This is a genomic window from Streptomyces sp. NRRL S-1022, from assembly GCF_000720135.1.
Lineage (GTDB): Bacteria > Actinomycetota > Actinomycetes > Streptomycetales > Streptomycetaceae > Streptomyces.
Map to the genome: position 1 here is coordinate 144,291 of NZ_JOIU01000009.1, position 25,611 is coordinate 169,901.

Here is a 25,611-nt window from a genome sequence, read left to right on the forward strand (position 1 = left end):
CCGATGCCGAGCCCCCGCGCCCCGCACCGCGCGCTGGACACGGTCCGCCGGGCCGCCCGGCGCGTGGACGCCGCCACCCCCGCCTCCCGCGACCGCGCGGTCGACGCCCTGCGCGCCCTGGCGATCCTCGGCGTCGTCCTCGGCCACTGGCTGGTCACCGCCGTGGTCGCGCGGGACGGCGCGCTGTACACGGCTAGCCCGCTGCAGTACATGCCCCGGCTGGCCCCGGTCTCCTGGCTGTTCCAGACCCTGGCCGTGTTCTTCCTGGTCGGCGGTCAGGTGGCCACCCGCGGTCTGGCCTCGGCCCGCGCGAGAGGCGACTCCTACGCCCACTGGCTGCGGACCCGCCTGGGCCGCCTGCTCCGCCCGGTCGCCGCGCTCCTCGCCCTGTGGACGGTGGCGGCCACCGTCCTGCTGCTCTCCGGCACCTCCCCGGCCACCCTGCACACCCTGCTGAAGCCGGCGCTGTCCCCCCTGTGGTTCCTGCTGGTCCTCGCCGCGCTGACGGCCGCCACCCCGCTCGTCGCCCGCCTCAGCCCGCTCTGGCCGCTCGCCGTCGTCCTGCACGTGGACCTGCTCCGCTTCGGCCTGCACCTCGGCCCGTCCTGGCTCGGCTGGGTGAACCTGGCCGCCGGCTGGCTGGTCCCCTACACCCTGGGCGCGGCCCGGGCCCGGGGAGGGCTGCGCAGCAGGCGCTCGGCGTGGGTACTGCTCCTCGGCGGTACGGCGGCCACCGCGGCCCTCGTCGGGTGCGCGGGCTACCCGGCGTCCATGGTGGGTGTCCCCGGCGGCGCGGTCTCCAACCTGGACCCGCCGACCCTGGCGGCCGTCACGTTCGGCCTGGCCCAGTGCGGCCTGGCGCTGTTGCTGTGCGACCCGCTGCGCCGCGCGCTGGCCCGCCCGCTCGCGTGGGCGGCGGTGGCGCTCGTCAACCTCTCGGCGATGACGGTGTTCCTGTGGCACCAGACGGCCATGATGGCGGTGACGGCCACGGGTCTCCTGGCCGGCCGGCTGCCCGGCCTGCACACCGCACCCGACTCCCCGGCCTGGGTGGCGTACCGCCTCGCCTGGCTGCCCCTGTTCCTGCTGGCGCTGACCGGGTGCCGGGCGGCCTTCCGGCACCACGAGCAGGGCCCGCGCCGCCCCCGCGGCCGCCCGTCCCGGGTGGTCCACCGCCACCTCCCGCCGACGAAGTCCACCCACCATGCCTAAGGTTGACCTCGTGACACCCGCGGACCCGAGCCCCAGCCCCGCACCCGCCGAGGGTCCGCGGCTCCCGTCCGGCGACACCGTCCGCCTCCGCCGGCGCCTGCGCGCCTGGCTGGGCGCGGCCCCCACCCGCCACGCGCCGCCCTTCTCCCGGTACCGCTGGGTCCGTCTCCTCACCTACCTCTTCCTGGCCTGGGCGTGCCTGGCCATCGCCCTCGCCGGCGGCGTCGACGCCTCCGAGTCGTACGGCCTCGCCTACCCCGTCGCCCTGCTCACCACGTCCCTCCAGGCCGTCGCCGTCGTCCTGGCCGTCCGGCGTCCCGTGCCCGCCTGGGCGCTGTCCCTGGCCGCCGCCGCCGTCACCGCCCTGCTGGCCCGCCCGCACCTGGAGTCGGTGACGTCGTCGGGCCCCAACTGGCCCTGGTCGACGGCCGCACTACTGGCCCACATGGCCGTCCTGCTGCTCGTCGCGCTGCGCGTGCGGCCGGCCGGCACGGTGACCGTGTCCGCCGTGACCGCCCTGGCGACCTACGTCCTGGAAGCCGGCCTGGCGACCGGGCACTACTCCGGCACCGGCACGGTCGCCGTCGGTCTGTTCGCCGTCGCCGCGTCGATCGGCGGGATCCTGCGCAGCCGCCAGCAGGCCCGCAGCGAACTGGTCCAGCAGACGACGATCACCGCCGAGGAGCGGGCCCGCCGCACCCTGCTGGAGGAGCGCAGCCGGATCGCCCGCGAACTGCACGACGTGGTCGCCCACCACATGTCGGTGATCTCCATCCAGGCCCAGGTGGCCCCCCACCTGGTGAAGGAGCCTTCCGAGGAACTGCTGGAGAACCTCGCCGGCATCCGCGGCAACGCCCTGGAGGCGCTCACCGAGCTGCGCCGGGTGCTCGGCGTGCTGCGTTCCGAGAACCCCGAGGACCCCTACGGCCTGGGCGCCTCCGGCGCCGGAGCGGCCCCGCACGCCCCGCAGCCCACCCTGGACCGGCTCGACGCGCTGATCGAGAACACCCGCGCGGCCGGACTGGAGGTGACCGCGGACGTCGTCGGCGAGGTCCGGCCGTACGCTCCGGGAGTGGAACTGTCGGCGTACCGCATCGTGCAGGAGGCGCTCAGCAACGCCCTGCGGCACGCGCCGGGTTCCCGGGTCGGCGTCGAGGTCGGGCACCGGCCGGACGGCCTGCACCTGGCGGTGACCAACTCCCCGCCGCGGTACCCCGCCCCGCCCTCCCCGGGCGCCGGGCACGGACTGCTCGGCATGCGGGAGCGGGCGGCGATGCTCGGCGGCCACGTCCTCGCGCGGCGCACCCCGGGCGGCGGCTTCAGCGTCACCGCCTTCCTCCCCCGGGATAGCGCCCCGACCCCGCCCGACCAGCCCCCGACAGGAGACCAGAACCCATGACGAGCGGTACCGGCAGCATCCGGGTCCTCATCGCCGACGACCAGGAGATGGTGCGGCAGGGCTTCACCGTGCTGCTCGACAAGCAGCCCGGCATCGAGGTGGTCGGGCAGGCGGTGCACGGCCGGGACGCGATCGCCCGGACCGCCGAACTCGCCCCGGACGTGGTGCTGATGGACGTCCGGATGCCGGAACTGGGCGGCATCGAGGCGACCCGCCGGATCACCGCGGACCACCCCGCCGTCCGGGTGCTGGTGCTGACCACGTTCGACCTGGACGAGTACGTGTACGAGGCGCTGCGGGCCGGGGCCTCCGGCTTCCTGCTGAAGGACGCCTCCGCGGACAAACTGGCCGAGGCGGTGCGGGTGGTGGCCGCGGGCGACGCCCTCCTGGCCCCCGGCATCACCCGCCGGCTCCTCGCCGAGTTCTCCCGCCTGGACGGGGGCGGCAGCGGCGGCCGGGCCCCGCTCAAGCGGCGCGTCGGCGAACTCACCGAGCGGGAGACGGAGGTGCTGGCGCTGATCGCGCAGGGCCTGTCGAACGCGGAGATCGCCGAGCGGCTGGTCGTGGCCGAGCAGACCGTGAAGACCCACGTGGGCCGCATCCTGGTCAAGCTGGGCCTGCGCGACCGCACCCAGGCGGCGGTGTTCGCCTACGAGTCGGGCGTGGTCCGGCCCGGGGGCCGCTGACCGGCACGGGCGGGCACGTAGTACCTGAGAGGGACGTCCAAGGACCCTTCTCCAAGGGGACGACCGCGCGCCCGGCCCGCGCCTACCGTTTCCCCTGTGATGGAGACGACCCAGACGCAGTCGACGCCGCAGGATCCGCCGGACGGCGCGTTCGAGCCGTACAAGCCGCGCAGCCCCGAGTTCCACGCGGCCGCGGACGCCCTGCGCGGGCTGCGGCAGGACCTGTTCCACCAGGCCTTCGCCTACCGGCCGCTGCCCCGCATGGCGGTGGACGGCCCCCTGACCCGCCATCTCCCCGAGCGGCTGAAGGGCTACGCGGCCTGGACCCCGCACGCGGTGGTGGCGGCCGGCGCGGTCGTGGCCATGCTCGCCGGGGTGGCGGGCTCGGACGCGGGCGGCGGGAGCGTGCTGTGCGGACTGCTCGCCCTGGTCCCGGTGCTGCTGACCCTGGTGCGTCCAGTCGGCGCGTTCTGGCTGTCGTTCGCGGCGACCGCGGCCACCGCCGTCCTCGGCGGCGACTGGGGCAGCTGGCCGTGGCCGCCGGGCAGCCTCGTCTCCCACCTGCTGGTGCTCACCGTCGTCGCGATCCGCACCCGCCCGCGCACCGCCGCCTGGATGTGGCTGCTGACCGCGCTGTACGGCTTCTGCGCCGAGACCGTCTTCGGCTACGGGCACTACGACACCGACACCGCGCCCATGCTGGTGGTGTCCGCGCTGGTCCTGCTGGTCGTCACGGTCCGGCACATACGCCGGCAGGCCGAGCAGGAGGTGACCGCGCAGCAGACGGTGACCGAGCACGAGCGTTCCCGGCGCACCCTGCTGGAGGAGCGCACCACGATCGCCCGTGAGCTGCACGACGTGGTCGCCCACCACATGTCGGTGGTCGCCATCCAGGCGGAGGCCGCGCCCTACCGGGTGGAGAACCCGCCGCCGGAGCTGGAGAAGGCGTTCGCCACCATCCGGGAGAACGCGGTGGCGGCGCTGACCGAGCTGCGCCGGGTCCTCGGCGTGGTCCGCGCGGAGGACTACGCGGCCCCGGACGCCCCGCAGCCCACCCTGGCCGACCTGGACGGCCTGCTGGCCAATGTGCGCGAGGCCGGGCCGGCGGTGGACAAGGTGGTGACCGGCGCGGTGCGCGAACTGCCGCAGGGTGTGGAGCTGTCGGCGTACCGGATCGTGCAGGAGGCGCTCAGCAACACCCTGCGCCACGCCCCGGGTGCCACCGCCCGGGTCGAGATCGGCTACGTCCTCGGCGGCCTGGGCCTGCGCGTGGTCAACGGGCCGCCGCCGGCCCCGCACCTGGTGAAGCCCTCGCCCGGCGCCGGGCACGGGCTCACGGGCATGCGCGAGCGGGTCTCGATGCTGAGCGGCGAGATGACGGCGGCCCCCACGGCCGAGGGCGGCTACGAGGTGACGGTGTTCCTGCCGGTGCCGGCGGCGGCCCCTGCGACCGAGGACGGGGCATGACGATCCGCGTACTGATCGCGGACGACCAGATGATGGTCCGCGAGGGCTTCTCGGTGCTGCTGAACGCGATGCCGGGCATCGAGGTCGTCGGCGAGGCGGTCAACGGCCGGGAGGCGGTCGAGCGGGTCCGCGAACTGTCCCCGGACGTCGTGCTGATGGACATCCGCATGCCGGAGCTGAACGGCATCGAGGCCACCCGGGAGATCGTCGCCGCCGACGAGACGGCGAAGGTGCTGGTGCTGACCACGTTCGACCTGGACGAGTACGTGTACCAGGCGCTGCGCGCGGGCGCCTCCGGCTTCCTGCTCAAGGACGCCTCGGCGCGCCAGCTGGCCGACGGGGTGCGGGTGGTGGCGGCCGGCGAGGCGCTCCTGGCGCCCTCGGTCACCAAACGGCTGATCACGGAGTTCTCCCGGCTGGCGGACACTCCCCGCCTGGTGCCGGGGGCGCAGGCGGCGTACGGGGAGCTGACGGAACGCGAGACGGAGGTGCTGGTCCTGATCGCGCAGGGCCTGTCGAACGCGGAGATCGCCGGGCGTCTGGTGGTCGCGGAGTCGACGATCAAGACCCATGTGAGCCGCATCCTGGTCAAACTGGGCCTGCGCGACCGCACCCAGGCGGCGGTGTTCGCCTACGAGGCCCGGCTGGTGACGCCGAGCTGACCGCACCTCGGGGAACCGAGCGGGCGGGCCCCCCTGGCCAGGCGTCGTCCGGCGCGCTAGCGTCCGCGCATGGCAGGCCCCACCGACCTCGCGTTCGACCCCTGGGACCCGGCGTTCGTCGCCGACCCCTACCCCGCCTACGCCGATCTGCGCTCCCGCGGCCGGGTGATCCGGTACGAACCGACCGACCAGTGGCTGGTCCCGCACCACGCGGACGTCTCGGCGCTGCTGCGGGACCGCCGGCTCGGCCGCACCCACCTGCACCGGTTCACCCACGAGGAATTCGGCCGGACCCCGCCCCCGCCGGAGCACGAGCCGTTCCACACCCTCAACGACCACGGGATGCTCGACCTGGAGCCGCCGGACCACACCCGGATCCGGCGCCTGGTGTCGAAGGCGTTCACCCCGCGCACGGTGGAGCGGCTGAAGCCGTACGTGGAGGCGCTGGCGGACGAGCTGGTGGCCGGCCTGGTCCGCGACGGCGGCGGTGATCTGCTGACCGACGTGGCGGAGCCGCTGCCGGTGGCCGTGATCGCCGAGATGCTGGGCATTCCGGAGGCGGACCGGGGGCAGCTGCGTCCCTGGTCGGCGGACATCTGCGGGATGTACGAGCTGAACCCGCCGCAGGAGACGGCCGCGAGGGCCGTGCGGGCGTCGGTGGAGTTCTCCGCGTACCTGCGGGAGTTGATCGCGGCCCGCCGCAAGGAGCCCGGCGAGGACCTGGTCTCGGGGCTGATCGCGGCCCATGACGCAGGCGACCGTCTCACCGAGCAGGAGATGATCTCCACGGCGGTGCTGCTGCTCAACGCCGGTCACGAGGCGACCGTCAACGCGACCGTGAACGGCTGGTGGGCCCTGTTCCGCAACCCCGCCCAGCTGGCCGCCCTGCGCGCCGACCACGGCCTGGTGCCGTCCGCGGTGGAGGAGCTGATGCGCTACGACACCCCGCTCCAGCTCTTCGAACGCTGGGTCCTGGACGACATCGAGATCGACGGCACGACGATCCCGAGGGGCGCGGAGGTCGCCCTGCTCTTCGGCTCCGCCAACCACGACCCGGCGGTCTTCACCGACCCCGGCCGCCTGGACCTCGCCCGCGCCGACAACCCGCACATCTCCTTCAGCGCGGGCATCCACTACTGCATCGGCGCGCCCCTGGCCCGGATCGAGCTGGCCGCCTCCATGAGGGCCCTCCTCCGGCAGGCCCCGACCCTGGCCCTGGCGGCCGAGCCGGAGCGGAAGCCGGACTTCGTGATCCGGGGCCTGCGGGGCCTGGGCGTCGAGCTGCGCTGACCACCCGCCCCCGGCGCGGTCAGATGTCCGTCGCCGGACCCGTGGCGGGCAGGGTGAGCGCCCAGGCGCTCTCCATCACCCGCCAGGTCCGCCGCCGTACCGGCCCGCAGACCGTCGCGTCGGCCCGGTAGCGGAAGTCGGCGCCCGTGACCGTCACCGTGCGGCCGGAGGCCAGCAGCGGGGTCGCCTCCGCGCCCACCGACAGGGGCCGCACCTCCACCGAGGCCACCCCGCCGGGGCCCGGGGCCACCGACACCGCCTCCACCGGCTGGTCCAGGTCCACCACCGGCTCCCCGTCGACCTCCACCCGCAGCCGGGTCGCGCCGGGGGAGGGGACGGCGGGCAGCCGGGCGGGGCGGGCGCCCAGCCGGACCAGGGAGCGGTACCAGGACCGGCCCGCGGAGAGCGGCACCGGGGCGGCCGGCTCCCGGACCGGCGCCGACGGGATGCCGAGCGCGCCCAGCACCACCCCGTCGCTGTCGTCGACCAGCATGTCCAGCCGGCGCTCGGCGCCGTCCAGGACCGCCCGAGCTGCCGCGACCGCCCCGGAGGGCACCCCGAGCGACTCGGCGAGCGCGGTACGGCCCACGGGCACCACCGCCAGCGCGCACCGGGCCAGCTCCCGCTGCCGGTGCAGCAGCGTCACGGCCCGCACCAGCGTCCGGTCGTCGCCGATCAGGACCGGCCGCCGGGACCCCCTACGGCCCAGTGCCCGGGCGAATTCCTCCGGCCCCTCCGGGAGACACACCTTGGTCGCCGCACCCGCGCTGAGCACGTCTTTCGCGATGCGTACGGACTCTGCGTCCGTCTGCCGCGCGGCCGGATCGATGATCACCAGCAGCTGATCGGACGTCGCGAAAGTCGCCACCTCGGTCCTGCCTCGCTTCCTCGGGTAGCATCTTTGTGCAAGAGCCCCTTGCGCTATTGCGCCAGGGGCTTCGTCTATTCCGGGGCATCCGGTCCGACGGTTGTGCGACCGAAGACGGTCGCGGTGGTACGCGGCGGTGAACCTTACGCCCACGCCCCCGACCTTGGACATGCCCCGCCCGGAAGGGGTGTACGCGCGTGCCCGCACTTGTGCTGCTCGGTGCTCAGTGGGGTGACGAAGGCAAGGGAAAGGCGACGGACCTGCTCGGTGGTTCCGTCGACTATGTGGTGCGCTACCAGGGCGGCAACAACGCCGGCCACACGGTAGTCGTGGGTGATCAGAAGTACGCCCTCCACCTTCTCCCTTCCGGGATCCTCTCGCCCTCGTGTGTCCCGGTCATCGGCAACGGCGTCGTCGTCGACCCGTCGGTCCTGCTCTCCGAGCTGAGCGGTCTGAACGAGCGAGGCGTCGACACGTCCAAGCTCCTGATCAGTGGTAACGCGCACATCATCACGCCGTACAACGTGACCGTCGACAAGGTGACGGAACGCTTCCTCGGCAAGCGCAAGATCGGCACGACCGGCCGCGGCATCGGCCCGACCTACTCGGACAAGATCAACCGCGTGGGCATCCGGGTCCAGGACCTCTACGACGAGTCGATCCTCCAGCAGAAGGTGGAGGCCGCCCTCGACGTCAAGAACCAGATCCTGACCAAGCTCTACAACCGGCGCGCCATCGCCGCCGAGCAGGTGGTCGAGGAGCTGCTGGGCTACGCCGAGCAGATCAAGCCGTACGTCGCCGACACGGTGCTGGTCCTGAACCAGGCCCTGGAGGACGACAAGGTCGTGCTCTTCGAGGGCGGCCAGGGCACCCTGCTGGACATCGACCACGGCACGTACCCGTTCGTGACGTCCAGCAACCCGACCGCGGGCGGCGCCTGCACCGGCGCCGGCGTGGGCCCCACGAAGATCAGCCGCGTCATCGGCATCCTCAAGGCCTACACGACCCGCGTCGGCGCCGGCCCGTTCCCGACCGAGCTGTTCGACGAGGACGGCGAGGCGCTGCGCCGCATCGGCGGCGAGCGGGGCGTCACCACCGGCCGTGACCGCCGCTGCGGCTGGTTCGACGCGGTCATCGCCCGCTACGCGACCCGCGTGAACGGCCTGACCGACTTCTTCCTCACCAAGCTGGACGTCCTCACCGGCTGGGAGCAGATCCCGGTCTGCGTGGCCTACGAGATCGACGGCAGGCGGGTCGAGGAGCTGCCGTACTCGCAGACCGACTTCCACCACGCCAAGCCGGTCTACGAGACCCTGCCGGGCTGGTCGGAGGACATCACCAAGGCGAAGTCCTTCTCCGACCTGCCGAAGAACGCCCAGAACTACGTCAAGGCGCTGGAGGAGATGTCCGGCGCGCCGATCTCCGCGATCGGCGTGGGTCCGGGCCGCGACGAGACGATCGAGATCAACTCGTTCCTCTAGGCACCGCACTGGACCGCCCGCCGGCCCGCCCTCCCCGGGCGTCGCCGGCGGGCGGTCGCGTCGTCGTACCCGGTGGACAATGGACGTATGGGCGTCCACCGGAGCGCGCTGTGCCGGGGACCGTACGGCGGTGAGGGGCACCGGGCCGGCGGCACGGACTGCTCGGACCCGGCCGTCTTCGAGGTCGTCCGCCACGGCAGACCGCCCCTGCTCGTGTGCCCGGTGCACCTCGGCCCGTCGCTGTTGATGGCGGCCGGGGTGCTGTGGCCCCCGGTGATCCGCCTCATCGCCCGCGTCCCCGGCCTGCCGGGGTAGGCCCGGGCGTCAGCTGAACACGATCATCGAGCCCTGGGCCAGGGAGCGGGTCGCCGCCGCGTGCAGGCCCAGCCAGACGTGGCGTTCGCGGGCGAAGGGGCTGGGGTCGTACGGGGCCGGGACGGCCGGTTCCTCCAGCTCCGTGGGGGCCGTGGGCGCGGCGGGGGGCGCCGGGGGGTTGGCCGGGTCGATGCCGATGGACGGGGCGACGTACTGGAGTTCGCGCAGCAGTGTCTGGGCGGAGCCCAAGGGGCCGCCGCCGGCGAGGAGTTCGTCGTTGGACAGCGGGTGCGGGAAGTCCACGGGGACGTAGGCGCCCGCGTGGTCGTAGTGCCAGACCAGGTGGGACTGCTGGGCCGTCGACTCGAACATCTCCAGCAACTGCTCGTAGTCGCCGCCCAGTTCGTCCACCGGCGTCACCGGCAGCCCGCAGACCTGGAGCAGGTACACCCGGCGCAGGAAGTGCAGGGCGTCGTAGTCGAAACCGGCGACCGGGGCGACGTCGCCGGACAGGCCCGGCATGTACTGGTACACCGGCACCGGCGGCAGGCCGGCCTCGGCCAGGGCCTTGTTGTACTGCGCGAGTTCCTCGGCGAAGGGGTTGTCCGGGGTGTGGCACAACACGTCCACGAGCGGTACCAGCCACAGGTCACAGGCCAAAAGAGGGCTCCTCGCATCGGCAGGCGCGTGATCACGCACGGCAGCAGGTGGTCAGGGAAGGGTAGTCGGTACGGCCCCGGGGCGGCTCCCCTCGGACGGCACGGAGGGACCGTACCGGTCACTTACCCGTTGGTCAGGTGTTCCAGCAGCGCCAGTGAGTGGGCGTTGGCGGCGGCGACGATCGCGTGGGCGGCCTCGGCCTCGCGCCGGGCCAGCGCGTCGACCAGTTCGGGGTGCCCGGCCCAGAGCCGGCCGCGCAGGTCGGGCAGGCGGAGCAGGTGCTGCACCGCGCAGACCCAGGACTGCACGCGCAGGCGGTGCAGGAAGTCACCGAGGTAGGGGTTGCCGAACAGGGCGCTCAGCTCGCGCCAGAACCGCAGGTCGTAGCCGATGAGGACGGTGACGTCGCCGGCGGTCGCGGCGCGCTGGGCCTCCTCGCCGCGGCGGCGCACGGTGGCCAGGGCGGCGGCCGTGCGCGGGTCCTCGGGCGGGGTGCGGAAGGCCGGGTGGCCGGTGGAGAGGGCCTGGAACATGCCGTCGGTGACCAGGCTGCGGGCCTCGATCATGTCCCGGTAGTCGGTGAGCGAGTACTCGGGCAGCCGGAAGCCGCGGTGCTGGTCGGCCTCCAGGATGCCCTGCGCGGACAGGTCGACCAGCGCTTCGCGGACGGGGGTGGCGGAGACGCCGTACTGGTCGGCTATCTCCTTGACGGTGAACGCCCGGCCCGGGCGCAGCCGCCCGGCCAGCACCTCGTCACGGAGCGCGTCCGCGATCTGCTGGCGCAGGGTGCTGCGCGTCACGGTGCCGTTGCCGGGCATGGTCCGGACCTCTCCTCACCCGTCCGGGTGACGTACTCGTACGGACGCGCGGATAAAACGCGTCCATTTGCTTACGAGCACGTCACCTTACGCGTTCGGACCGGCCCGGCGGCAGCCGTGGTTCGGTCACACGGTGTGTTCGTCGGCGGCGCTCAGCGCGGCGTCGAGCGCGGCCAGGCCCGCCTTCAGCTCGGCCTCGGTGGCGTTGCACGGCGGGACCACGTGGGTGCGGTTCATGTTCACGAAGGGCCACAGGCCGTTCCGCTTGGCGGCGGCGGCGAACGCGGCCATGGGGGCGTTCGCCTCGCCGGCCGCGTTGTACGGCACCAGCGGCTCGCGGGTCTCCCGGTTCCGCACCAGCTCCAGCGCCCAGAACATGCCGGTACCGCGCACCTCGCCGACGCTCGGGTGGCGCTCGGCCAGCGCGGCGAGGCCCGGGCCGACGACGCTCTCGCCGAGCCGCTTGGCGTTCTCGACCACGCCCTCCTGCGCCATCACGTTGATCGTGGCGACGGCGGCGGCGCAGGCCAGCGGGTGCCCGGAGTAGGTGAGCCCGCCCGGGTACGGCCGCTTGCCGAAGGTCTCGGCGATCTCCTGGGAGATGGCCACACCGCCGAGCGGCACGTACCCCGAGTTCACGCCCTTGGCGAAGGTCATCAGGTCGGGGGTGACGCCGAACAGGTCGGCCGCGAACCACTCGCCGGTGCGGCCGAAGCCGGCCATGACCTCGTCCAGGATGAAGACGATGCCGTACTTGTCGCACAGCTCGCGCACGCCCGCCAGGTAGCCGGGCGGCGGGACCATGATCCCGGCGGTGCCCGGGATGGTCTCCAGGATGATCGCGGCGATCGTCCCCGGGCCCTCGAAGGCGATCGTCGTCTCCAGGTGCTCCAGCGCCCGGGCGCACTCCTGCTCCTCGGTCTCGGCGTAGAAGCGGGAGCGGTAGAGGAACGGCGCCCAGAAGTGGACGACGCCGGCGGCGGCGCTGTCGGAGGCCCAGCGGCGCGGGTCGCCGGTGAGGTTGACGGCCTGCTGGGTGCCGCCGTGGTACGAGCGGTAGGCCGAGAGCACCTTCGGGCGGCCCGTGTGCAGCCGGGCCATGCGCACCGCGTGCTCGACGGCGTCCGCCCCGCCGTTGGTGAAGAAGATCTTGTCGAGGTCGCCGGGGGTCCGCTCGGCGATCAGCCGGGCCGCCTCCGAGCGGGCCTCGACGGCGAACGCGGGCGCGAAGGTGGTGAGCTTCGCGGCCTGCTCCTGGATCGCGGCGACGACCCGGGGGTGCTGGTAGCCGATGTTGGTGAAGACGAGGCCGCTGGTGAAGTCGAGATACCGCGTGCCGTCGTAGTCCCAGAAGTACGACCCCTCGGCGCCGGCGACGGCGAGGGGGTCGATGAGGTCCTGGGCGGACCAGGAGTGGAAGACGTGCGCACGGTCCGCGGCCTTCACCGCGGCGCCGGCTTCGGGGCTGGGCTGAGGGGTCATGCCGGTGAGCGTAAATGTCCGCGATGCGGAAGGCATATCGGCGTGATGTTCCGTGGACGACGGGAATTCGCGACAGGTTGTCGACGGGAGGGCCCGGGAAAGGACGGCCCGGGGACGAACCGGACGGGCCTGTTACGGAACCGTAGACCCAGCTCCGCTCCCGCCCTCGTACCGCCGCACTATTCTCGGTCGTTGCATACCTATGGGGGGAAGGCGGCGCGGGGATGGAGAAGCTGGGACCGGGGGATCCGCCGCAGATCGGGGCATACCGGCTGCTGGCACGGCTCGGCGCGGGCGGCATGGGGCACGTGTACCTGGCCCGGTCGGACCGGGGGCGGACGGTCGCCGTCAAGCTCGTCCGGGAGGAGCTGGCCGCGCAGGAGGAGTTCCGCGCGCGCTTCCGGCAGGAGGTGCAGGCCGCGCGCCGGGTCGGCGGGTACTGGACCGCGCCCGTGCTGGACGCGGACACCGAGGCGGCCGTGCCGTGGCTGGCGACCGGCTATGTGGCCGGGCCGAGCCTGCAGCGGGTCGTCGGGCACGACCACGGGGCACTGCCCGAGCGGTCGGTACGGATCCTGGCGGCGGGGCTCGCGCACGCGCTGAAGGACATCCACGCGGCCGGGATCGTGCACCGGGACCTCAAGCCGTCCAACGTGCTGGTCACCATCGACGGCCCGCGCGTGATCGACTTCGGCATAGCGCGGGCCCGGGAGACGGCGACCGCCGGCGGCGAGGGCCTCACCCGCACCGGGGCGCTCGTCGGCTCGCCCGGCTTCATGGCGCCCGAGCAGGTGCGCGGGGACCGGATCACCCCGGCCTGCGACGTGTTCTGCCTCGGGTCCGTGCTGGCGTACGCGGCGACCGGGGTGCTGCCCTTCGGCGGCACCGACAGCGGGGCGCACGCCCTGATGTTCCGCATAGCCCAGGAGGAACCGGACCTGACGGGAGTCCCGGAGGGGATCGCCGACCTGGTACGGGACTGCCTGCGCAAGGAGCCGGGCAGCCGGCCCTCGCTGGACGCGATCCTGGAGCGCACCGGGGTGGAGGACACCGTGACCGGGGGCCGGTCCCGGGACCCCTGGCTGCCGGGTTCGCTGGTCGCGCAGCTCGGGCGGCACGCGGTGCAGCTGCTGGAGGTGGAGAACCCGGAGGGCGGCGGGGCGGCCGCTCCGGGCCACGCGCTCCCGCCGGTGCCGCGGGCGGCGCCGGACGCCGGCGGTGCCGGCCCGTCGCCCGAACACGCCCCCGTGTCCGACGGCGGGCCGGCCGCCCCCGTCAACCACCTGCCGACCGTCGTCTCACCCGGTACCCCGCCGCCCGGTGCGCCGCCGGTGCCTCCCGCGTTCGGGGCGGCGTTCGGGGCACCGCAGCCGCAGTCGCACCCCCAGCATCCGCAGGCCGCCGCCTACGGCTACCCGCCCCGGCCCGGGAGCTGGGGCGGGGCCCAGCCGTCGTACAACCCCTACGCGGGGCCGGGCGGCGGGCTCGGGGCCACCCCGCCGTACGGGCCGGTGGCCGCCGGGATCCCGGCGGAGCCGGAGCGGCGCAACGGGCGGTCCACCGCGCTGCTCGTGGTGATCGCGCTGGTCGTCGCGCTCGGTGCGGGTGGTTCGGTGTACGCGCTGATGAAGAACGGCGGCGCGGCGGACGACAAGGGCGAGGGCCGGGTGACCGCGGCGCCCACCGCCCGCGCCGCGCCGCCGGACGGCTCCGGCCCGGCCACGCCCGCCGAGTCGTCGCCGTCGCCGTCCGCCTCCGCCGCCGGGACGGTCCCGGAGGGCTACCTGGGCACCTGGCGGACGACCATCGACAACGCGGCCGGCTCCAACTCCCGCGAACTGACCATCCGGCAGGGCGAGGTGGGCGACACCGTGCTGACACTGGTCGCGGACGGGCCGACCGAGGGCGGGGGGTCGTACCACTGCGTCTTCGCGGCGGAGCTGACCGAAGCGCCCGGCGGGAGCGGGCCGCTGGAGATCGGGCCGTCCACCGTCACCAGCGGTGAACCCGCATCCTCCTGCACCCCGGGGGAGGCCACCGAGGTCACCCTGCTGCCGGACGGGCGGCTCAAGCGGGAGAAGCGCGGCGGTGGGGAGAGCCTGACCTACGACAAGGAGTAGGCCGGGGCCGGGACACCCCCCTAGCGCGGCTCCGGGGGCCGTTGCCGGGGCATGTTTGGGCGGCTGCCGTTCGCCGGGGGCAGGGGAAAGCGGCCCCCGCCGCCCCCGACCTCCTGCCGCGGCACCGCCGCCACCGCCGTCTGGATGCCCAGCGGCGCAGCCCCCGTGCGGAACTCCACCATCCAGTCGGTGGTCTCCGTGCGCACCAGCTCCGTGATGTCCTCCGAGAAGCGCCGCAGCACCGACAGGCACCGCTCGGCCGCCTCGCTCGCCGTGCCCTCCGCCGGTCCCAGCACCTCTCGCACGCTCTCCGAGGCCCAGTCGAACTGGAACACCTGCAGCCGCCGCTGCACCGCCTGGGCGGTGGCGACGTCCCTTATCCAGCCGGAGGTGACGCCGAAGAACCGGTCGACACCGACGCAGGCGGCCGTGAGCAGCAGCGCCAGACAGCCCCAGGGCGCGACCCCGCCGGCCGCCCCGGTCAGCTCCAGCAGGGGCAGCGCGGCCCCGGCCACCGCGCCGGCCGCGGCCCCGATCCGCAGCACGCGGGCCCCGCGCCGCTTCCACACCCGGTCCCGCAGATACCAGGCCGCCGTCTCCAGTGCCCGCCGCTCCACCCACCGGTACAGCTCGTCGAGCCGTTCGGCGGGCTCGCCCCAGTCCCCGAGCGGGAACGCCCGCCCGGTCAGATCGCCCGGCCGCAGCCCGGCCGCACCCTCGCCCCGCCCGTCCTGAGGCGGACCCTCGGGCTGCATCTCCGGCTGACCCACCCGGCACTCCCTACTGATGACGGATCGCTGCTCACCACCGGTCACTTTGCGTGACATTTCATGCCGGTGCGCGGCCCCCTTCCTACCGCCCAATGGGTGGCGGAGAGGGAGCTTTCCCAGCTTTTCCGCCCGGACGGGGGCCTTGATCAGGTATACGACTGCCGAACTTCTCACTCGAAAGAGTGGCGGGGCGATGGGGGCGTGGACCACGTAGGCTCGTGCTCAAGGAGAAGACGCTAAGGAGCTGATCGTGTTTCCCGGTGGTGGCCAGGCCAATATGCAGCAGTTGCTCCAGCAGGCCCAGAAGATGCAGCAGGACCTGCAGCGGGCCCAGGAGGAGCTGGCGAACACGGAGGTCGACGGGCAGGCGGGCGGCGGACTGGTGCAGGCCACCGTGACCGGCGCCGGCGAGCTGCGCGCCCTCAGGATCGACCCGAAGGCGGTGGACCCGGAGGCCGCGACGCCCGAGGAGACGGCGGAGACCCTCGCCGACCTGGTCGTGGCGGCCGTGCAGGCGGCCACCGAGAACGCCCAGGCGCTCCAGCAGCAGAAGCTGGGCCCCCTCGCCCAGGGGCTGGGCGGCGGCAGCGGCATCCCGGGCCTGCCGTTCTGAGGCATCCGCCTTCCGAGCGGAGGCGGGAGCCGACTACCGTACGTACCGCAAGGTCTCCAGGAAAGGCAGTCCGTTGTACGAAGGCGTGGTCCAGGACCTCATCGACGAGCTGGGGCGGCTGCCCGGCGTCGGTCCCAAGAGCGCGCAGCGGATCGCCTTCCACATCCTGCAGGCCGAGCCGACGGACGTGAAGCGGCTCGCGCAGGCCCTCCTGGAGGTGAAGGCGAAGGTCCGCTTCTGCGCCACGTGCGGCAACGTGGCACAGGAGGAGCTGTGCGGCATCTGCCGCGACCCGCGCCGCGACCCCTCCGTCATCTGCGTGGTGGAGGAACCCAAGGACGTCGTCGCGATCGAGCGCACCCGTGAGTTCCGCGGCCGGTACCACGTCCTCGGCGGCGCCATCAGCCCCATCGAGGGCGTGGGACCGGACGACCTGCGTATACGGGAACTTCTCGCGCGGTTGGCCGACGGGACGGTCACGGAACTGATCCTGGCCACGGACCCGAATCTGGAGGGCGAGGCCACGGCGACGTACCTCGCCCGCATGATCAAGCCCATGGGCCTGAAGGTCACCCGCCTGGCCAGCGGCCTCCCGGTGGGTGGCGACCTGGAATACGCGGACGAGGTGACCCTCGGCCGCGCCTTCGAGGGGAGACGACTCCTAGATGTCTGACGCCACGCTGCACGCCTCGACGCAGAACCCGGACGACTTCGTCGTCCAGATCGCGGACCAGGTCGAGAGCTTCCTGGTGGCCGTCACGGAGGTGGCGAGGGGCGACGAACCGGAATCGGCCGTCCCCTTCCTCCTCCTTGAGGTCTCCCAGCTCCTGCTGGCCGGCGGCCGGCTGGGCGCCCACGAGGACATCGTCCCCGAGGAGCGCTACGAGCCCGACCCGGGCCCCGAACCGGATCTGGACGAGCTGCGTGAGAACTTCGCCCGGCTGCTGGACCCGGTCGACGTCTACTCCGAGGTCTTCGACCCGTACGAGCCCCGCAAGGCGCCGGTGCCCGCCCGGATCTCCGACGACCTCGCCGACATCATCACGGACCTGCGGCACGGCATGGTCCACTACCGGGCCGGCCGCACCACCGAGGCCCTGTGGTGGTGGCAGTTCTCGTACTTCTCCAACTGGGGTCCGACGGCCTCCGCGGTGCTGCGCGCCCTCCAGTCCGTCCTCATCCACGTCCGCCTCAACCAGCCCCTGGAGGAGCTGGACGGGCTCGACACCGACCAGGCGGACATCGGCGACGAGACCCTGGAGTTCGAGGCGGGCCGGGTGATGGCCCAGGAGATCGGCGGGCCGCTCGGGATCCGGCCGGGGAAGTAGGCCGCCCGTCCCGCCGCGGCTGTGACCCCGGGCACGTTCCGAGTGTCCGGCGGACCGCTGGGCAGGTGCCGGTGGCGGGCGTCCGGATGTCTCACCATGCGGGAGCAGGGTGGTGGAATTCGGACGCTCGATAGACTGAGCCGACACAAACGAACCGAGCGAGGAGCGCACGTGGGCCTTGTCGTGCAGAAGTACGGAGGCTCCTCCGTAGCCGATGCCGAGGGCATCAAGCGCGTCGCCAAGCGGATCGTGGAAGCGAAGAAGAACGGCAACCAGGTTGTCGTCGTCGTTTCCGCGATGGGCGACACGACGGACGAGCTGATCGATCTCGCCGAGCAGGTTTCTCCCATGCCTGCCGGGCGGGAATTCGACATGCTGCTGACCGCCGGAGAGCGGATCTCCATGGCCCTACTGGCGATGGCGATCAAAAACCTGGGCCACGAGGCCCAGTCGTTCACCGGCAGCCAGGCAGGCGTCATCACCGACTCGGTCCACAACAAAGCCCGGATCATCGACGTCACGCCGGGCCGGATCAGGACGGCGCTGGACGAGGGCAACATCGCCATCGTCGCCGGTTTCCAGGGCGTCTCGCAGGACAAGAAGGACATCACCACGCTGGGGCGCGGCGGGTCCGACACCACGGCCGTCGCGCTGGCCGCCGCGCTCGACGCCGAGGTCTGCGAGATCTACACCGACGTCGACGGCGTGTTCACCGCCGACCCGCGCGTGGTGAAGAAGGCGAAGAAGATCGACTGGATCTCCTTCGAGGACATGCTGGAGCTCGCGGCCTCCGGTTCCAAGGTGCTGCTCCACCGCTGTGTGGAGTACGCCCGCCGCTACAACATCCCGATCCACGTCCGGTCGTCCTTCAGCGGACTGCAGGGCACGTGGGTCAGCAGTGAACCGATTGGGGACAAGAAGGTGGAGCAGGCCATCATCTCCGGTGTCGCGCACGACACCTCCGAGGCCAAGATCACGGTCGTCGGTGTGCCGGACAAGCCGGGTGAGGCCGCCGCCATCTTCCGGACCATCGCCGATGCCGAGATCAACATCGACATGGTCGTGCAGAACGTGTCCGCCGCCTCCACCGGCCTGACGGACATCTCCTTCACGCTGCCGAAGACCGAGGGCCGCAAGGCCATCGACGCGCTGGAGAAGAACCGCTCCGGCATCGGCTTCGACTCGCTGCGCTACGACGACCAGATCGGCAAGATCTCCCTGGTCGGCGCCGGTATGAAGACCAACCCGGGCGTCACCGCCGCGTTCTTCGAGGCGCTCAGCGACGCCGGGGTGAACATCGAGCTGATCTCGACCTCCGAGATCCGCATCTCGGTGGTCACCCGCGCCGACGACGTCCCCGAGGCCGTCCGCGCCGTGCACACCGCCTTCGGGCTGGACTCCGACAGCGACGAGGCCGTCGTCTACGGAGGCACGGGCCGCTGATGGCACCGACCGGTAAGCCGACGCTCGCGGTCGTGGGAGCGACCGGGGCCGTCGGCACGGTCATGCTCCAGATCCTGTCCCAGCGGGCGGACATCTGGGGCGAGATCCGCCTGATCGCCTCCCCGCGCTCGGCCGGCCGCAAGCTGACCGTGCGCGGGGCGGAGGTCGAGGTGACGGCCCTGACGGAGGACTCCTTCGACGGGGTCGACATCGCGCTGTTCGACGTGCCCGACGAGGTCGCCGCCGAGTGGGCGCCCGTCGCCGCCGCGCGCGGCGCGGTCGTCGTGGACAACTCCGGCGCCTTCCGGACGGACCCGGACGTGCCGCTCGTCGTGCCCGAGGTCAATCCGCACACGGTGCGGTCCCGCCCGCGCGGGATCGTCGCGAGCCCCGACTGCACCACCCTGACGATGATCGTCGCCCTGGGCGCGCTGCACGCCGAGTTCGGGCTGCGCGAGCTGGTCGTCTCGTCGTACCAGGCGGTGAGCGGCGCCGGGCGGGCCGGCGTGGAGACGCTGCGGGCCCAGTTGTCCCTGGTGGCCGGGACCGAGCTGGGCACCAAGCCCGGCGACCTCCGGCGGGCCGTCGGGGAGGACACCGGGCCGTTCCCGGAGCCGGTCGCGCTGAACGTCGTACCGTGGGTCGGTTCGCTGCGCGAGGACGGCTGGTCGTCGCAGGAGATGAAGGTCCGTGACGAGTCCCGGAAGATCCTCGGCCTGCCGAGGCTGCCGGTCGCCGTGACCTGTGTCCGGGTGCCGGTGATCACCACGCACTCGCTGACCGTCCACGCCCGCTTCCAGCGGGAGGTCGGCGTCGACGGCGCCCGCGAGATCCTCGCCACCGCGCCGGGCGTGGTGCTGTGCGACGACCCGGCCGCCGGCGAGTTCCCCACGCCCGCCGACGTGGCGGGCACCGATCCGACCTGGGTGGGCCGGGTACGGCGGGCGCTGGACGACCCGACCGCGCTGGAGCTGTTCGTGTGCGGCGACAACCTGCGCAAGGGCGCCGCCCTGAACTGCGCGCAGATCGCGGAGCTGATCGCGGCGGAGAACTCCGCCCCCGCCCAGCCCGGTTTGTAGGACCCGAGTAAGAAGTGTGGCCAGGGGCATGGTCCAATCCACTTGAACCGTCCCCCCTCGGCGACAGAGGATTTCACTCCCCGCCTTCCGCAACCGTACGGAGGCGGGGAGCGTCTTTGCGGTCACCCTTGCGGGGCCTGAGGACGTGATGATCCTGGCGTGGGGACGCCGTGATCGGGGCGTGGGGACGCCCGTTCAAATGGGACATAAGGGAAGAGCGGGACGCATGACGGCACTTGAGGCACCGTCGGTTGTCGCACATGTGACGCCCGGCACGTACAACCCCCGAGGGGGGAAACGTGTCCAACAGGCGTGGCAGAGGTACTCGAACTCACTGCGGCCCGCGGCGCTACTGCCCTGCGGCCCCGCGCGGCGCTCCGGCCCCGCCCGCCCGGCGGCATGCCGGTGATCGCGCCCATGCCCGCAGCGCGGCCCGCCCGCATACCCAGTCAGCGTGACGGAGCCGAGGAGACCGCGGGCGCCGTGGCGACCGAGGCCGCCGGGACGACCGTCGACCATCTCACCGAGACCTACCGGGCGCACTACCGCTCGCTGCTCGGCCTCGCCGCACTCCTCCTCGACGACACCGCCTCCTGCGAGGACGTCGTCCAGGAGGCCTTCATCCGCGTCCACTCGGCCCGCAAGCGCGTCCGCGACCCCGAGAAGACCCTCGCCTACCTGCGGCAGACCGTCGTCAACCTCTCCCGGTCCACGCTGCGCCGGCGCATCCTCGGCCTGAAGCTGCTCTCCAAGCCGATGCCCGACATGGCGAGCGCGGAAGAGGGCGCCTACGACCAGCTGGAGCGCCGCGACCTCATCAAGGCGATGAAGGGTCTGCAGCGCCGCCAGCGCGAGGTGCTCGTGCTGCGCTACTTCGCCGACATGACCGAGGCCCAGGTCGCCGAGACCCTCGGCATATCGCTGGGCTCGGTGAAGGCGTACGGCTCGCGGGGCATCGCCGCGCTGCGGGTGGCCATGGAGGCATCGGCATGAGCGACCACGCCGAAGGGGGCGGCTCCCATGAGGGCCACTCCCACGAGCGCCACTCCCATGAACGACACGAGCCCTATGCCTGGCACGAGCCGACAGAGCGCACCGGGCAGCAGCACACGCCATCGCACGCTGGGAACGGAACTGTGAACCACGGCCCCGAACACCAGGGCCCCGAAGGGCTCGACGGAGTCCACAGCCTGGACGGGCTCGACACCGACGAACTGGCCTTGCGCCGGCTGCTGCACTCGGCGGTCGACGGCATCCAGCCGCGCACCGGCACCCTGGACCACCTGCGCCGCGCCGTCCCCGCGCGCCGCGCCCGCAAGCGGCAGGCGGTCGTCGGCGTGGCCGCGGCGGCCCTGTTCATCGGCACCGCCGTCCCCGCCCTCGTGCACGTCTCCCAGGCCGGCGGGTCCGACCCCAACACCGCCATGGCCGGCCAGAGCTCCCAGGCCCAGGGCGGCACCGGGCAGGGCAAGGACAAGGGCGCCGACAAGGGCGGCAAGAAGGACGGCGCCAGTACGACGGTCAAGCCGGACAAGGACCCCGGCAAGAGCGACGACAAGAGCGACAAGGGCGGCCACACCGGGGGCTCCGCCGGCGGCCCCGGGCCCACCGCCACGACGGCCTCGGGCACCCCGCCGTGCACGGCGGCCCAGCTGGGCTCCGCCACCGGCACGGTGAACGCCCCCGACACCGCCGGCGTCGTCTACGGCACCTTCCGCGTCACCAACATCTCCGGCACCGCCTGCATCCTCGGCGGCCCGGGCACCATCACGCCGACCGCCCAGGGCGCCGCCGACCCGGCCAAGGTCTTCAGCGCCCGGCACGTCGCCGGGGACGCGGCGGCCTCCCTGCCCGACCCGTCCCTGGAGGTCTCCTCCCTGGTGCTGCAGCCCGGCTCGGCCTACGAGGAGAAGTTCGCCTTCGTGCCCTCGGAGACCTGCCCCACCACCGGCGGCACCGGTACCGGCGGCCCCGACCCGAGCGAGCCGTCGCCGGACCCGTCGCCGAGCCAGGAGGCGAGTGCCTCCGGCGGTACGGCCGACACCGGCGCCTCGGCGGGCACCACCACCCAGCTGGCCACCGAGGACGGCCCCGCCGACGGCAGCATCGCGGTCACCCACACGGCTCAGGGCGGCGCCCCGTCGGCCGGCGCGGTGGTACCGGGCGCCTGCGCGGGGACGGTCTACTACACCGGGGTGCTGCCCGGCGCGTGACGCTCCGCGGGCCGACGGGGCCACCGCCGCGGCAGGGCGGAGCCCCGTCCCGCGGAAGCGGCACCCTGCGGAGCCGGGCAGCGTCCCCACGCCCGGCCGACCGTCACGCGCTGGGCACCGGTGTCTGCTCCTCGGGCACCAGGCCCAGCGCGGCGTCCCGCTGGAACTCGACCTCCCGCCGCAGCAACCGGAACCACATGAAGACCACGAACCCGGCGAACACGAACCACTCGCCGGTGTAGCCCAGGTTCTGGAACGCCTTCAGATCCAGCCCGCTGCCGCTCGGCGCGCTCGCGGGCACGGCCTTCATCCCGGCGTCCCCCTTGTCCAGGGTCACCCACGCGTCGTACAGCCGGTACGGCACGAGGTTCACCAGCGAGGCCGTGCTGATCGCCGCCGTCTGCCCGGCCGGCAGCCCGCCCTGCGCGCTCACCCCGTTGTCCCCGGGCGTCTCGGACGCCTGCAGCGCGCCGGTGACGGTGACCTGGCCGGCGGGCGGCGCGGGCGCCTCGGCCGCGCGCGCCGTACCGGGCAGCCAGCCGCGCACCACGGGCAGCGCCTTCCCGGAGCCGGTGCGCAGCAGCGTCAGCACGTAGAAGCCGCGCTTGCCGTCCAGTTCGCGCCCGGGCACCAGCAGCTGCTCGCCGTACCGCCCGCTCGCCGTGACCCGCCGGCCCGCCGTGGCCTTGTCGACGGGCAGCATCGAGTCCAGCGGGCGCGCGGCCTCGTCCCGGCCGGCCGCGACCTGCTCGGTCACGGCACGGTGGTCCTGCACCCGGTCCTCGAACCGGCCCAGCTGCCACGACCCCATGAAGACGCAGAAGGGGATGGCGAGCAGCACGAAGACGTTGATGCCCCACCAGCGGGGTGTCAGCAGAAACCGGTACACGCCCTCCACGGTACGGCGCCCGGCCCGGCGGCCCGGCCGCGGGGCGGCCCTTGCCCGCTCAGTTCACCCTGCTCGCCTTGAGGGAGTAGATCAGCGGGATGCGCGGATGGCCCGCCGGGAAGCGGTGGTAGCCGTCGCGCACCTCGAAGTTCCGGAACCGTGGGAACAGCGACACGTCGTGCTCGTGCAGGAACTCGATGCGCAGCCCCGTCGCGGCGAGCGCGGAGACCACGTCCCCGAGCGTGTGCTGCCACTCCACGCTGCGGTTGTGGACGGTGACGGCGTCCAGGTCGGCGTAGGTGCCCGGTTCGTTCCACACCTGTGCGTCCCGGGCGAAGTAGTCGCGCACCACCCGGGTGCCGGTCTCGTCGTCCAGGGTCTCGGTGACCGGGTGGAACTCGGCGAGGTAGAGGAAGCCGCCGGGCGCGACGAGGGAGGCGGCCGTCTCGGCCCAGCGCCGGATGTCCGGCAGCCAGCACAGGGCGCCCAGGCCGGTGTAGACGACGTCGTACGACGGCTCGGGCACGGCGGTGGCCGCGTCGTACACGTCGCTGGTGACGAAGGCCGCCCGGTCGGGGCCGTAGCCGAGGTCGGCCGCGAGGGCGCGGGCCGTCTCCACCGCCGGTGCCGAGAAGTCCAGGCCGACGACGCGGGCGGCGCCGCGGTGGGCCCAGGAGAGGGTGTCGGTGCCGATGTGGCACTGCAGGTGCAGCAGCGACTTCCCGGTGACGTCCCCGACCTCCGCCGTCTCGAAGTCCCGCAGGTCGTCCCGGCGGGTGCGGAAGCCGTCGAGATCGTAGAAGGAACCGGCGACGTGGACGGGGACACGCTCGTCCCACATGGCCCGGTTGTCCTCGCGCCAGCCGTCGGGGACGGACGGGGCAAAGCCCTCGGGTACGGGCGGCGAAGGCACGGAAACGCTCATGCGCGGAAAGTTATCCACAGGCTGCGCACACCCGCCACCCAATTGTCGGCGCGGCCAGGCAGTATGGGCGCATGACTGGGGCCATGAGTGAGAGCAGGATGCCGGACACACCGGACATGCCGGACTGGGAGAAGCGGTTCCGCGCACCGCGCGTCTCCCTGCCCGACTGGGCGGAGGACGCACCGGACCGCTCCCTGTTCGTGTCGAACGCGACCGGGACGTACGAGCTGTACGCCTGGGACAGGGCGACGGGTGAGCAGCGGCAGGTGACGGACCGGCCGAACGGCACGACGGACGGCGTGCTCTCCCCGGACGGCGCGTGGATCTGGTGGTTCGACGACAAGGACGGCGACGAGTTCGGCAGCTGGCGCCGCCAGCCCTTCACGGGCGGTCCGGACGAGCCGGCCGTGCCCGGTCTCGACCCGTCCTACCCGGCCGGCCTGGCCCTGTCCCGCGACGGCCGCACGGCGGTCGTCGGCCGCTCCACGGACGAGGACGGCACGACGATCCACCTGGCCCGCGAGGGCGCCGACCCGGTGGAGATCTACCGGCACCGCGAGTCGGCGGGCGTCGGCGACCTCGCGCACGACGGCTCCCTGATCGCCGTCGAGCACACCGAGCACGGCGACGCCATGCACGCCGCGCTGCGGGTGCTCCGCCCGGACGGCACGACGGTCGCCGAGCTGGACGACACCAAGGGCGGCACCGAGGAACTGGGCCTGGAGGTGCTGGGCTTCGCCCCGGTCGACGGCGACACCCGGCTGCTCGTCGGCCACCAGCGCCGGGGCCGCTGGGAGCCGCTGGTGTGGGACGTGGCGACGGGCGGGGAGACGGACCTGGCCCTGGACCTGCCCGGTGACGTCAGCGCCGAGTGGTACCCGGACGGCTCCGCCCTGCTCGTCGTCCACGGCTTCGAGGCCCGCAGCGAGCTGTTCCGGTACGACCTGGCGGCCCGCGAGCTGACCCGCATCCCCACCCCGCCCGGCACGGTCTCCGGCGCGACGGCCCGCCCCGACGGCAGCGTGGAGTACCTGTGGTCGTCGGCCGCCGAGCCCCCGGTGGTGCGGTCCACGGCCGGGGGAGTGGTGCTCGACCCCCCGGGCATGGCCTGCCCGCCGTCGGTGCCGGTGGAGGACGTCTGGGTGGAGGGCCCCGGCGGCCGTATCCACGCCCTGGTCCAGAAGCCGGCGGGCGCCACCGGCCCGCTGCCCACCGTGTTCGACCTGCACGGCGGTCCGACCTGGCACGACAGCGACTCCTTCGCCGCGGGCCCGGCCGCCTGGGTGGACCACGGGTACGCGGTCGTGCGCATCAACTACCGCGGTTCCACGGGCTACGGCCGCGCCTGGACCGACGCCCTCAAGCACCGGGTCGGCCTGATCGAGCTGGAGGACGTGGCCGCGGTGCGCGACTGGGCCGTCTCCTCCGGCCTCGCCGACCCCGGCCGCCTCGTCCTGACCGGCGCCTCCTGGGGCGGCTACCTCACCCTGCTCGGCCTCGGCACCCAGCCGGACGCCTGGACGCTGGGCATCGCCGTCGTGCCGGTCGCGGACTACGTCACCGCGTACCACGACGAGATGGAGGCCCTGAAGGCCATGGACCGCACCCTGCTGGGCGGCACCCCGGAGGAGGTCCCGGACCGCTTCGCCGCGTCCTCCCCGCTGACCTACGTCGACCAGGTCGAGGCCCCCGTCCACATCTCCGCCGGCGTCAACGACCCCCGCTGCCCGATCCGCCAGATCGACAACTACGTCAAGAGACTGGAGGCCCGCGGCGCGGTCCACGAGGTGTACCGGTACGACGCGGGACACGGTTCCCTGGTCGTGGACGAGCGGATCAAGCAGGTGAGACTGGAGCTGGAGTTCGCCGGGCGGCACCTGCCCGCGTAGCG

General features: G+C 73.3%; 24 protein-coding genes. 17 read left to right on the forward strand and 7 right to left on the reverse strand.

Annotated elements, in window-relative coordinates:
• The first annotated feature begins 3 nt into the window (after positions 1-3).
• The 6 genes from IG05_RS0113825 to IG05_RS0113850 all read left to right on the forward strand — a co-directional run bounded on the left by IG05_RS0113825 (position 4) and on the right by IG05_RS0113850 (position 6,716).
• Complete coding sequence (locus IG05_RS0113825) at positions 4-1,212, forward strand: acyltransferase family protein (RefSeq protein ID WP_051789788.1); 1,209 nt, start codon at positions 4-6, stop codon at positions 1,210-1,212.
• Complete coding sequence (locus tag IG05_RS42140; protein WP_078894122.1) at positions 1,205-2,611, forward strand: histidine kinase; 1,407 nt, start codon at positions 1,205-1,207, stop codon at positions 2,609-2,611. Before IG05_RS0113825 ends, IG05_RS42140 begins: the two co-directional genes overlap by 8 nt.
• Entirely contained in the window at positions 2,608-3,297 is a 690-nt protein-coding gene (locus tag IG05_RS0113835; protein ID WP_030342425.1) for a response regulator, read from the forward strand. The genes IG05_RS42140 and IG05_RS0113835 overlap by 4 nt, the downstream gene beginning before the upstream one ends.
• A gap of 99 nt (positions 3,298-3,396) precedes the next feature.
• Positions 3,397-4,764: a sensor histidine kinase gene (locus IG05_RS0113840; RefSeq protein ID WP_037813793.1), complete on the forward strand. Its 1,368-nt coding sequence runs from the start codon at positions 3,397-3,399 to the stop codon at positions 4,762-4,764.
• Positions 4,761-5,426, forward strand: coding sequence for a response regulator (locus IG05_RS0113845; RefSeq protein WP_030342428.1), 666 nt, complete (start codon positions 4,761-4,763; stop codon positions 5,424-5,426). Before IG05_RS0113840 ends, IG05_RS0113845 begins: the two co-directional genes overlap by 4 nt.
• A gap of 69 nt (positions 5,427-5,495) precedes the next feature.
• Positions 5,496-6,716 carry a cytochrome P450 gene (locus tag IG05_RS0113850; protein WP_030342430.1) on the forward strand — a complete coding sequence of 407 codons (1,221 nt, stop codon included), beginning with the start codon at positions 5,496-5,498 and terminating at the stop codon, positions 6,714-6,716.
• A gap of 19 nt (positions 6,717-6,735) precedes the next feature.
• Here IG05_RS0113850 and IG05_RS0113855 read toward each other — a convergent pair whose 3' ends face one another.
• A complete protein-coding gene (locus tag IG05_RS0113855; protein WP_030342432.1) occupies positions 6,736-7,584 on the reverse strand; it encodes a hypothetical protein in 849 nt (282 codons plus the stop codon).
• A 197-nt stretch (positions 7,585-7,781) separates the two neighbouring features.
• On the opposite strand from IG05_RS0113855, the gene IG05_RS0113860 reads away from it, so the two are divergent.
• Together IG05_RS0113860 and IG05_RS0113865 are read left to right on the forward strand one after the other, a co-directional pair.
• Entirely contained in the window at positions 7,782-9,065 is a 1,284-nt protein-coding gene (locus tag IG05_RS0113860; protein ID WP_030342433.1) for an adenylosuccinate synthase, read from the forward strand.
• 87 nt (positions 9,066-9,152) lie between these two features.
• Complete coding sequence (locus tag IG05_RS0113865) at positions 9,153-9,380, forward strand: hypothetical protein (protein WP_030342435.1); 228 nt, start codon at positions 9,153-9,155, stop codon at positions 9,378-9,380.
• A gap of 9 nt (positions 9,381-9,389) precedes the next feature.
• Here the strand turns inward: IG05_RS0113865 and IG05_RS0113870 are convergent, their stop codons facing one another.
• The 3 genes from IG05_RS0113870 to IG05_RS0113880 form a co-directional block, all read right to left on the reverse strand.
• Entirely contained in the window at positions 9,390-10,040 is a 651-nt protein-coding gene (locus IG05_RS0113870; RefSeq protein WP_030342437.1) for a hypothetical protein, read from the reverse strand.
• A gap of 122 nt (positions 10,041-10,162) precedes the next feature.
• Entirely contained in the window at positions 10,163-10,858 is a 696-nt protein-coding gene (locus tag IG05_RS0113875) for a GntR family transcriptional regulator (protein WP_030342438.1), read from the reverse strand.
• 126 nt (positions 10,859-10,984) lie between these two features.
• The gene (locus IG05_RS0113880; RefSeq protein WP_030342440.1) at positions 10,985-12,340 is read right to left on the reverse strand and encodes an aspartate aminotransferase family protein; all 1,356 of its coding nucleotides are present in this window, start codon (positions 12,338-12,340) and stop codon (positions 10,985-10,987) included.
• 224 nt (positions 12,341-12,564) lie between these two features.
• On the opposite strand from IG05_RS0113880, the gene IG05_RS0113885 reads away from it, so the two are divergent.
• On the forward strand, positions 12,565-14,460 hold the full coding sequence (locus tag IG05_RS0113885; protein ID WP_030342442.1) for a serine/threonine-protein kinase: 1,896 nt from the start codon (positions 12,565-12,567) through the stop codon (positions 14,458-14,460).
• A 20-nt stretch (positions 14,461-14,480) separates the two neighbouring features.
• Here the strand turns inward: IG05_RS0113885 and IG05_RS0113890 are convergent, their stop codons facing one another.
• Positions 14,481-15,230 (reverse strand): SLATT domain-containing protein, encoded by a 750-nt coding sequence (locus tag IG05_RS0113890; RefSeq protein ID WP_030342443.1) that lies wholly within the window; start codon positions 15,228-15,230, stop codon positions 14,481-14,483.
• 250 nt (positions 15,231-15,480) lie between these two features.
• Between IG05_RS0113890 and IG05_RS0113895 the strand changes: the two genes are divergently transcribed.
• From IG05_RS0113895 to IG05_RS0113925, 7 genes are all read left to right on the forward strand, one after another.
• A complete protein-coding gene (locus IG05_RS0113895; protein WP_037813708.1) occupies positions 15,481-15,843 on the forward strand; it encodes a YbaB/EbfC family nucleoid-associated protein in 363 nt (120 codons plus the stop codon).
• Positions 15,844-15,916: 73 nt separating this feature from the next.
• Entirely contained in the window at positions 15,917-16,516 is a 600-nt protein-coding gene (recR, locus tag IG05_RS0113900) for a recombination mediator RecR (RefSeq protein ID WP_030342446.1), read from the forward strand.
• On the forward strand, positions 16,509-17,171 hold the full coding sequence (locus IG05_RS0113905) for a DUF5063 domain-containing protein (protein ID WP_030342448.1): 663 nt from the start codon (positions 16,509-16,511) through the stop codon (positions 17,169-17,171). Before recR ends, IG05_RS0113905 begins: the two co-directional genes overlap by 8 nt.
• 171 nt (positions 17,172-17,342) lie before the next feature.
• Positions 17,343-18,614, forward strand: a complete 1,272-nt coding sequence (locus IG05_RS0113910; protein WP_030342449.1) for an aspartate kinase — start codon at positions 17,343-17,345, stop codon at positions 18,612-18,614.
• Positions 18,614-19,693, forward strand: coding sequence for an aspartate-semialdehyde dehydrogenase (locus IG05_RS0113915; RefSeq protein WP_030342451.1), 1,080 nt, complete (start codon positions 18,614-18,616; stop codon positions 19,691-19,693). The genes IG05_RS0113910 and IG05_RS0113915 overlap by 1 nt, the downstream gene beginning before the upstream one ends.
• 399 nt (positions 19,694-20,092) lie before the next feature.
• Positions 20,093-20,686 carry a SigE family RNA polymerase sigma factor gene (locus tag IG05_RS0113920; protein WP_030342452.1) on the forward strand — a complete coding sequence of 198 codons (594 nt, stop codon included), beginning with the start codon at positions 20,093-20,095 and terminating at the stop codon, positions 20,684-20,686.
• Between the two features lie 143 nt (positions 20,687-20,829).
• On the forward strand, positions 20,830-21,906 hold the full coding sequence (locus IG05_RS0113925; RefSeq protein WP_030342454.1) for a hypothetical protein: 1,077 nt from the start codon (positions 20,830-20,832) through the stop codon (positions 21,904-21,906).
• A 103-nt stretch (positions 21,907-22,009) separates the two neighbouring features.
• Here IG05_RS0113925 and IG05_RS0113930 read toward each other — a convergent pair whose 3' ends face one another.
• Positions 22,010-22,795, reverse strand: a complete 786-nt coding sequence (locus IG05_RS0113930; protein ID WP_030342456.1) for an SURF1 family protein — start codon at positions 22,793-22,795, stop codon at positions 22,010-22,012.
• 58 nt (positions 22,796-22,853) lie between these two features.
• Positions 22,854-23,636 carry a class I SAM-dependent methyltransferase gene (locus IG05_RS0113935; RefSeq protein ID WP_037813796.1) on the reverse strand — a complete coding sequence of 261 codons (783 nt, stop codon included), beginning with the start codon at positions 23,634-23,636 and terminating at the stop codon, positions 22,854-22,856.
• Between the two features lie 167 nt (positions 23,637-23,803).
• Here IG05_RS0113935 and IG05_RS0113940 point away from each other — a divergent pair, with 167 nt between their 5' ends.
• A complete protein-coding gene (locus tag IG05_RS0113940; RefSeq protein ID WP_030342460.1) occupies positions 23,804-25,609 on the forward strand; it encodes a prolyl oligopeptidase family serine peptidase in 1,806 nt (601 codons plus the stop codon).
• Positions 25,610-25,611: the final 2 nt, after the last annotated feature.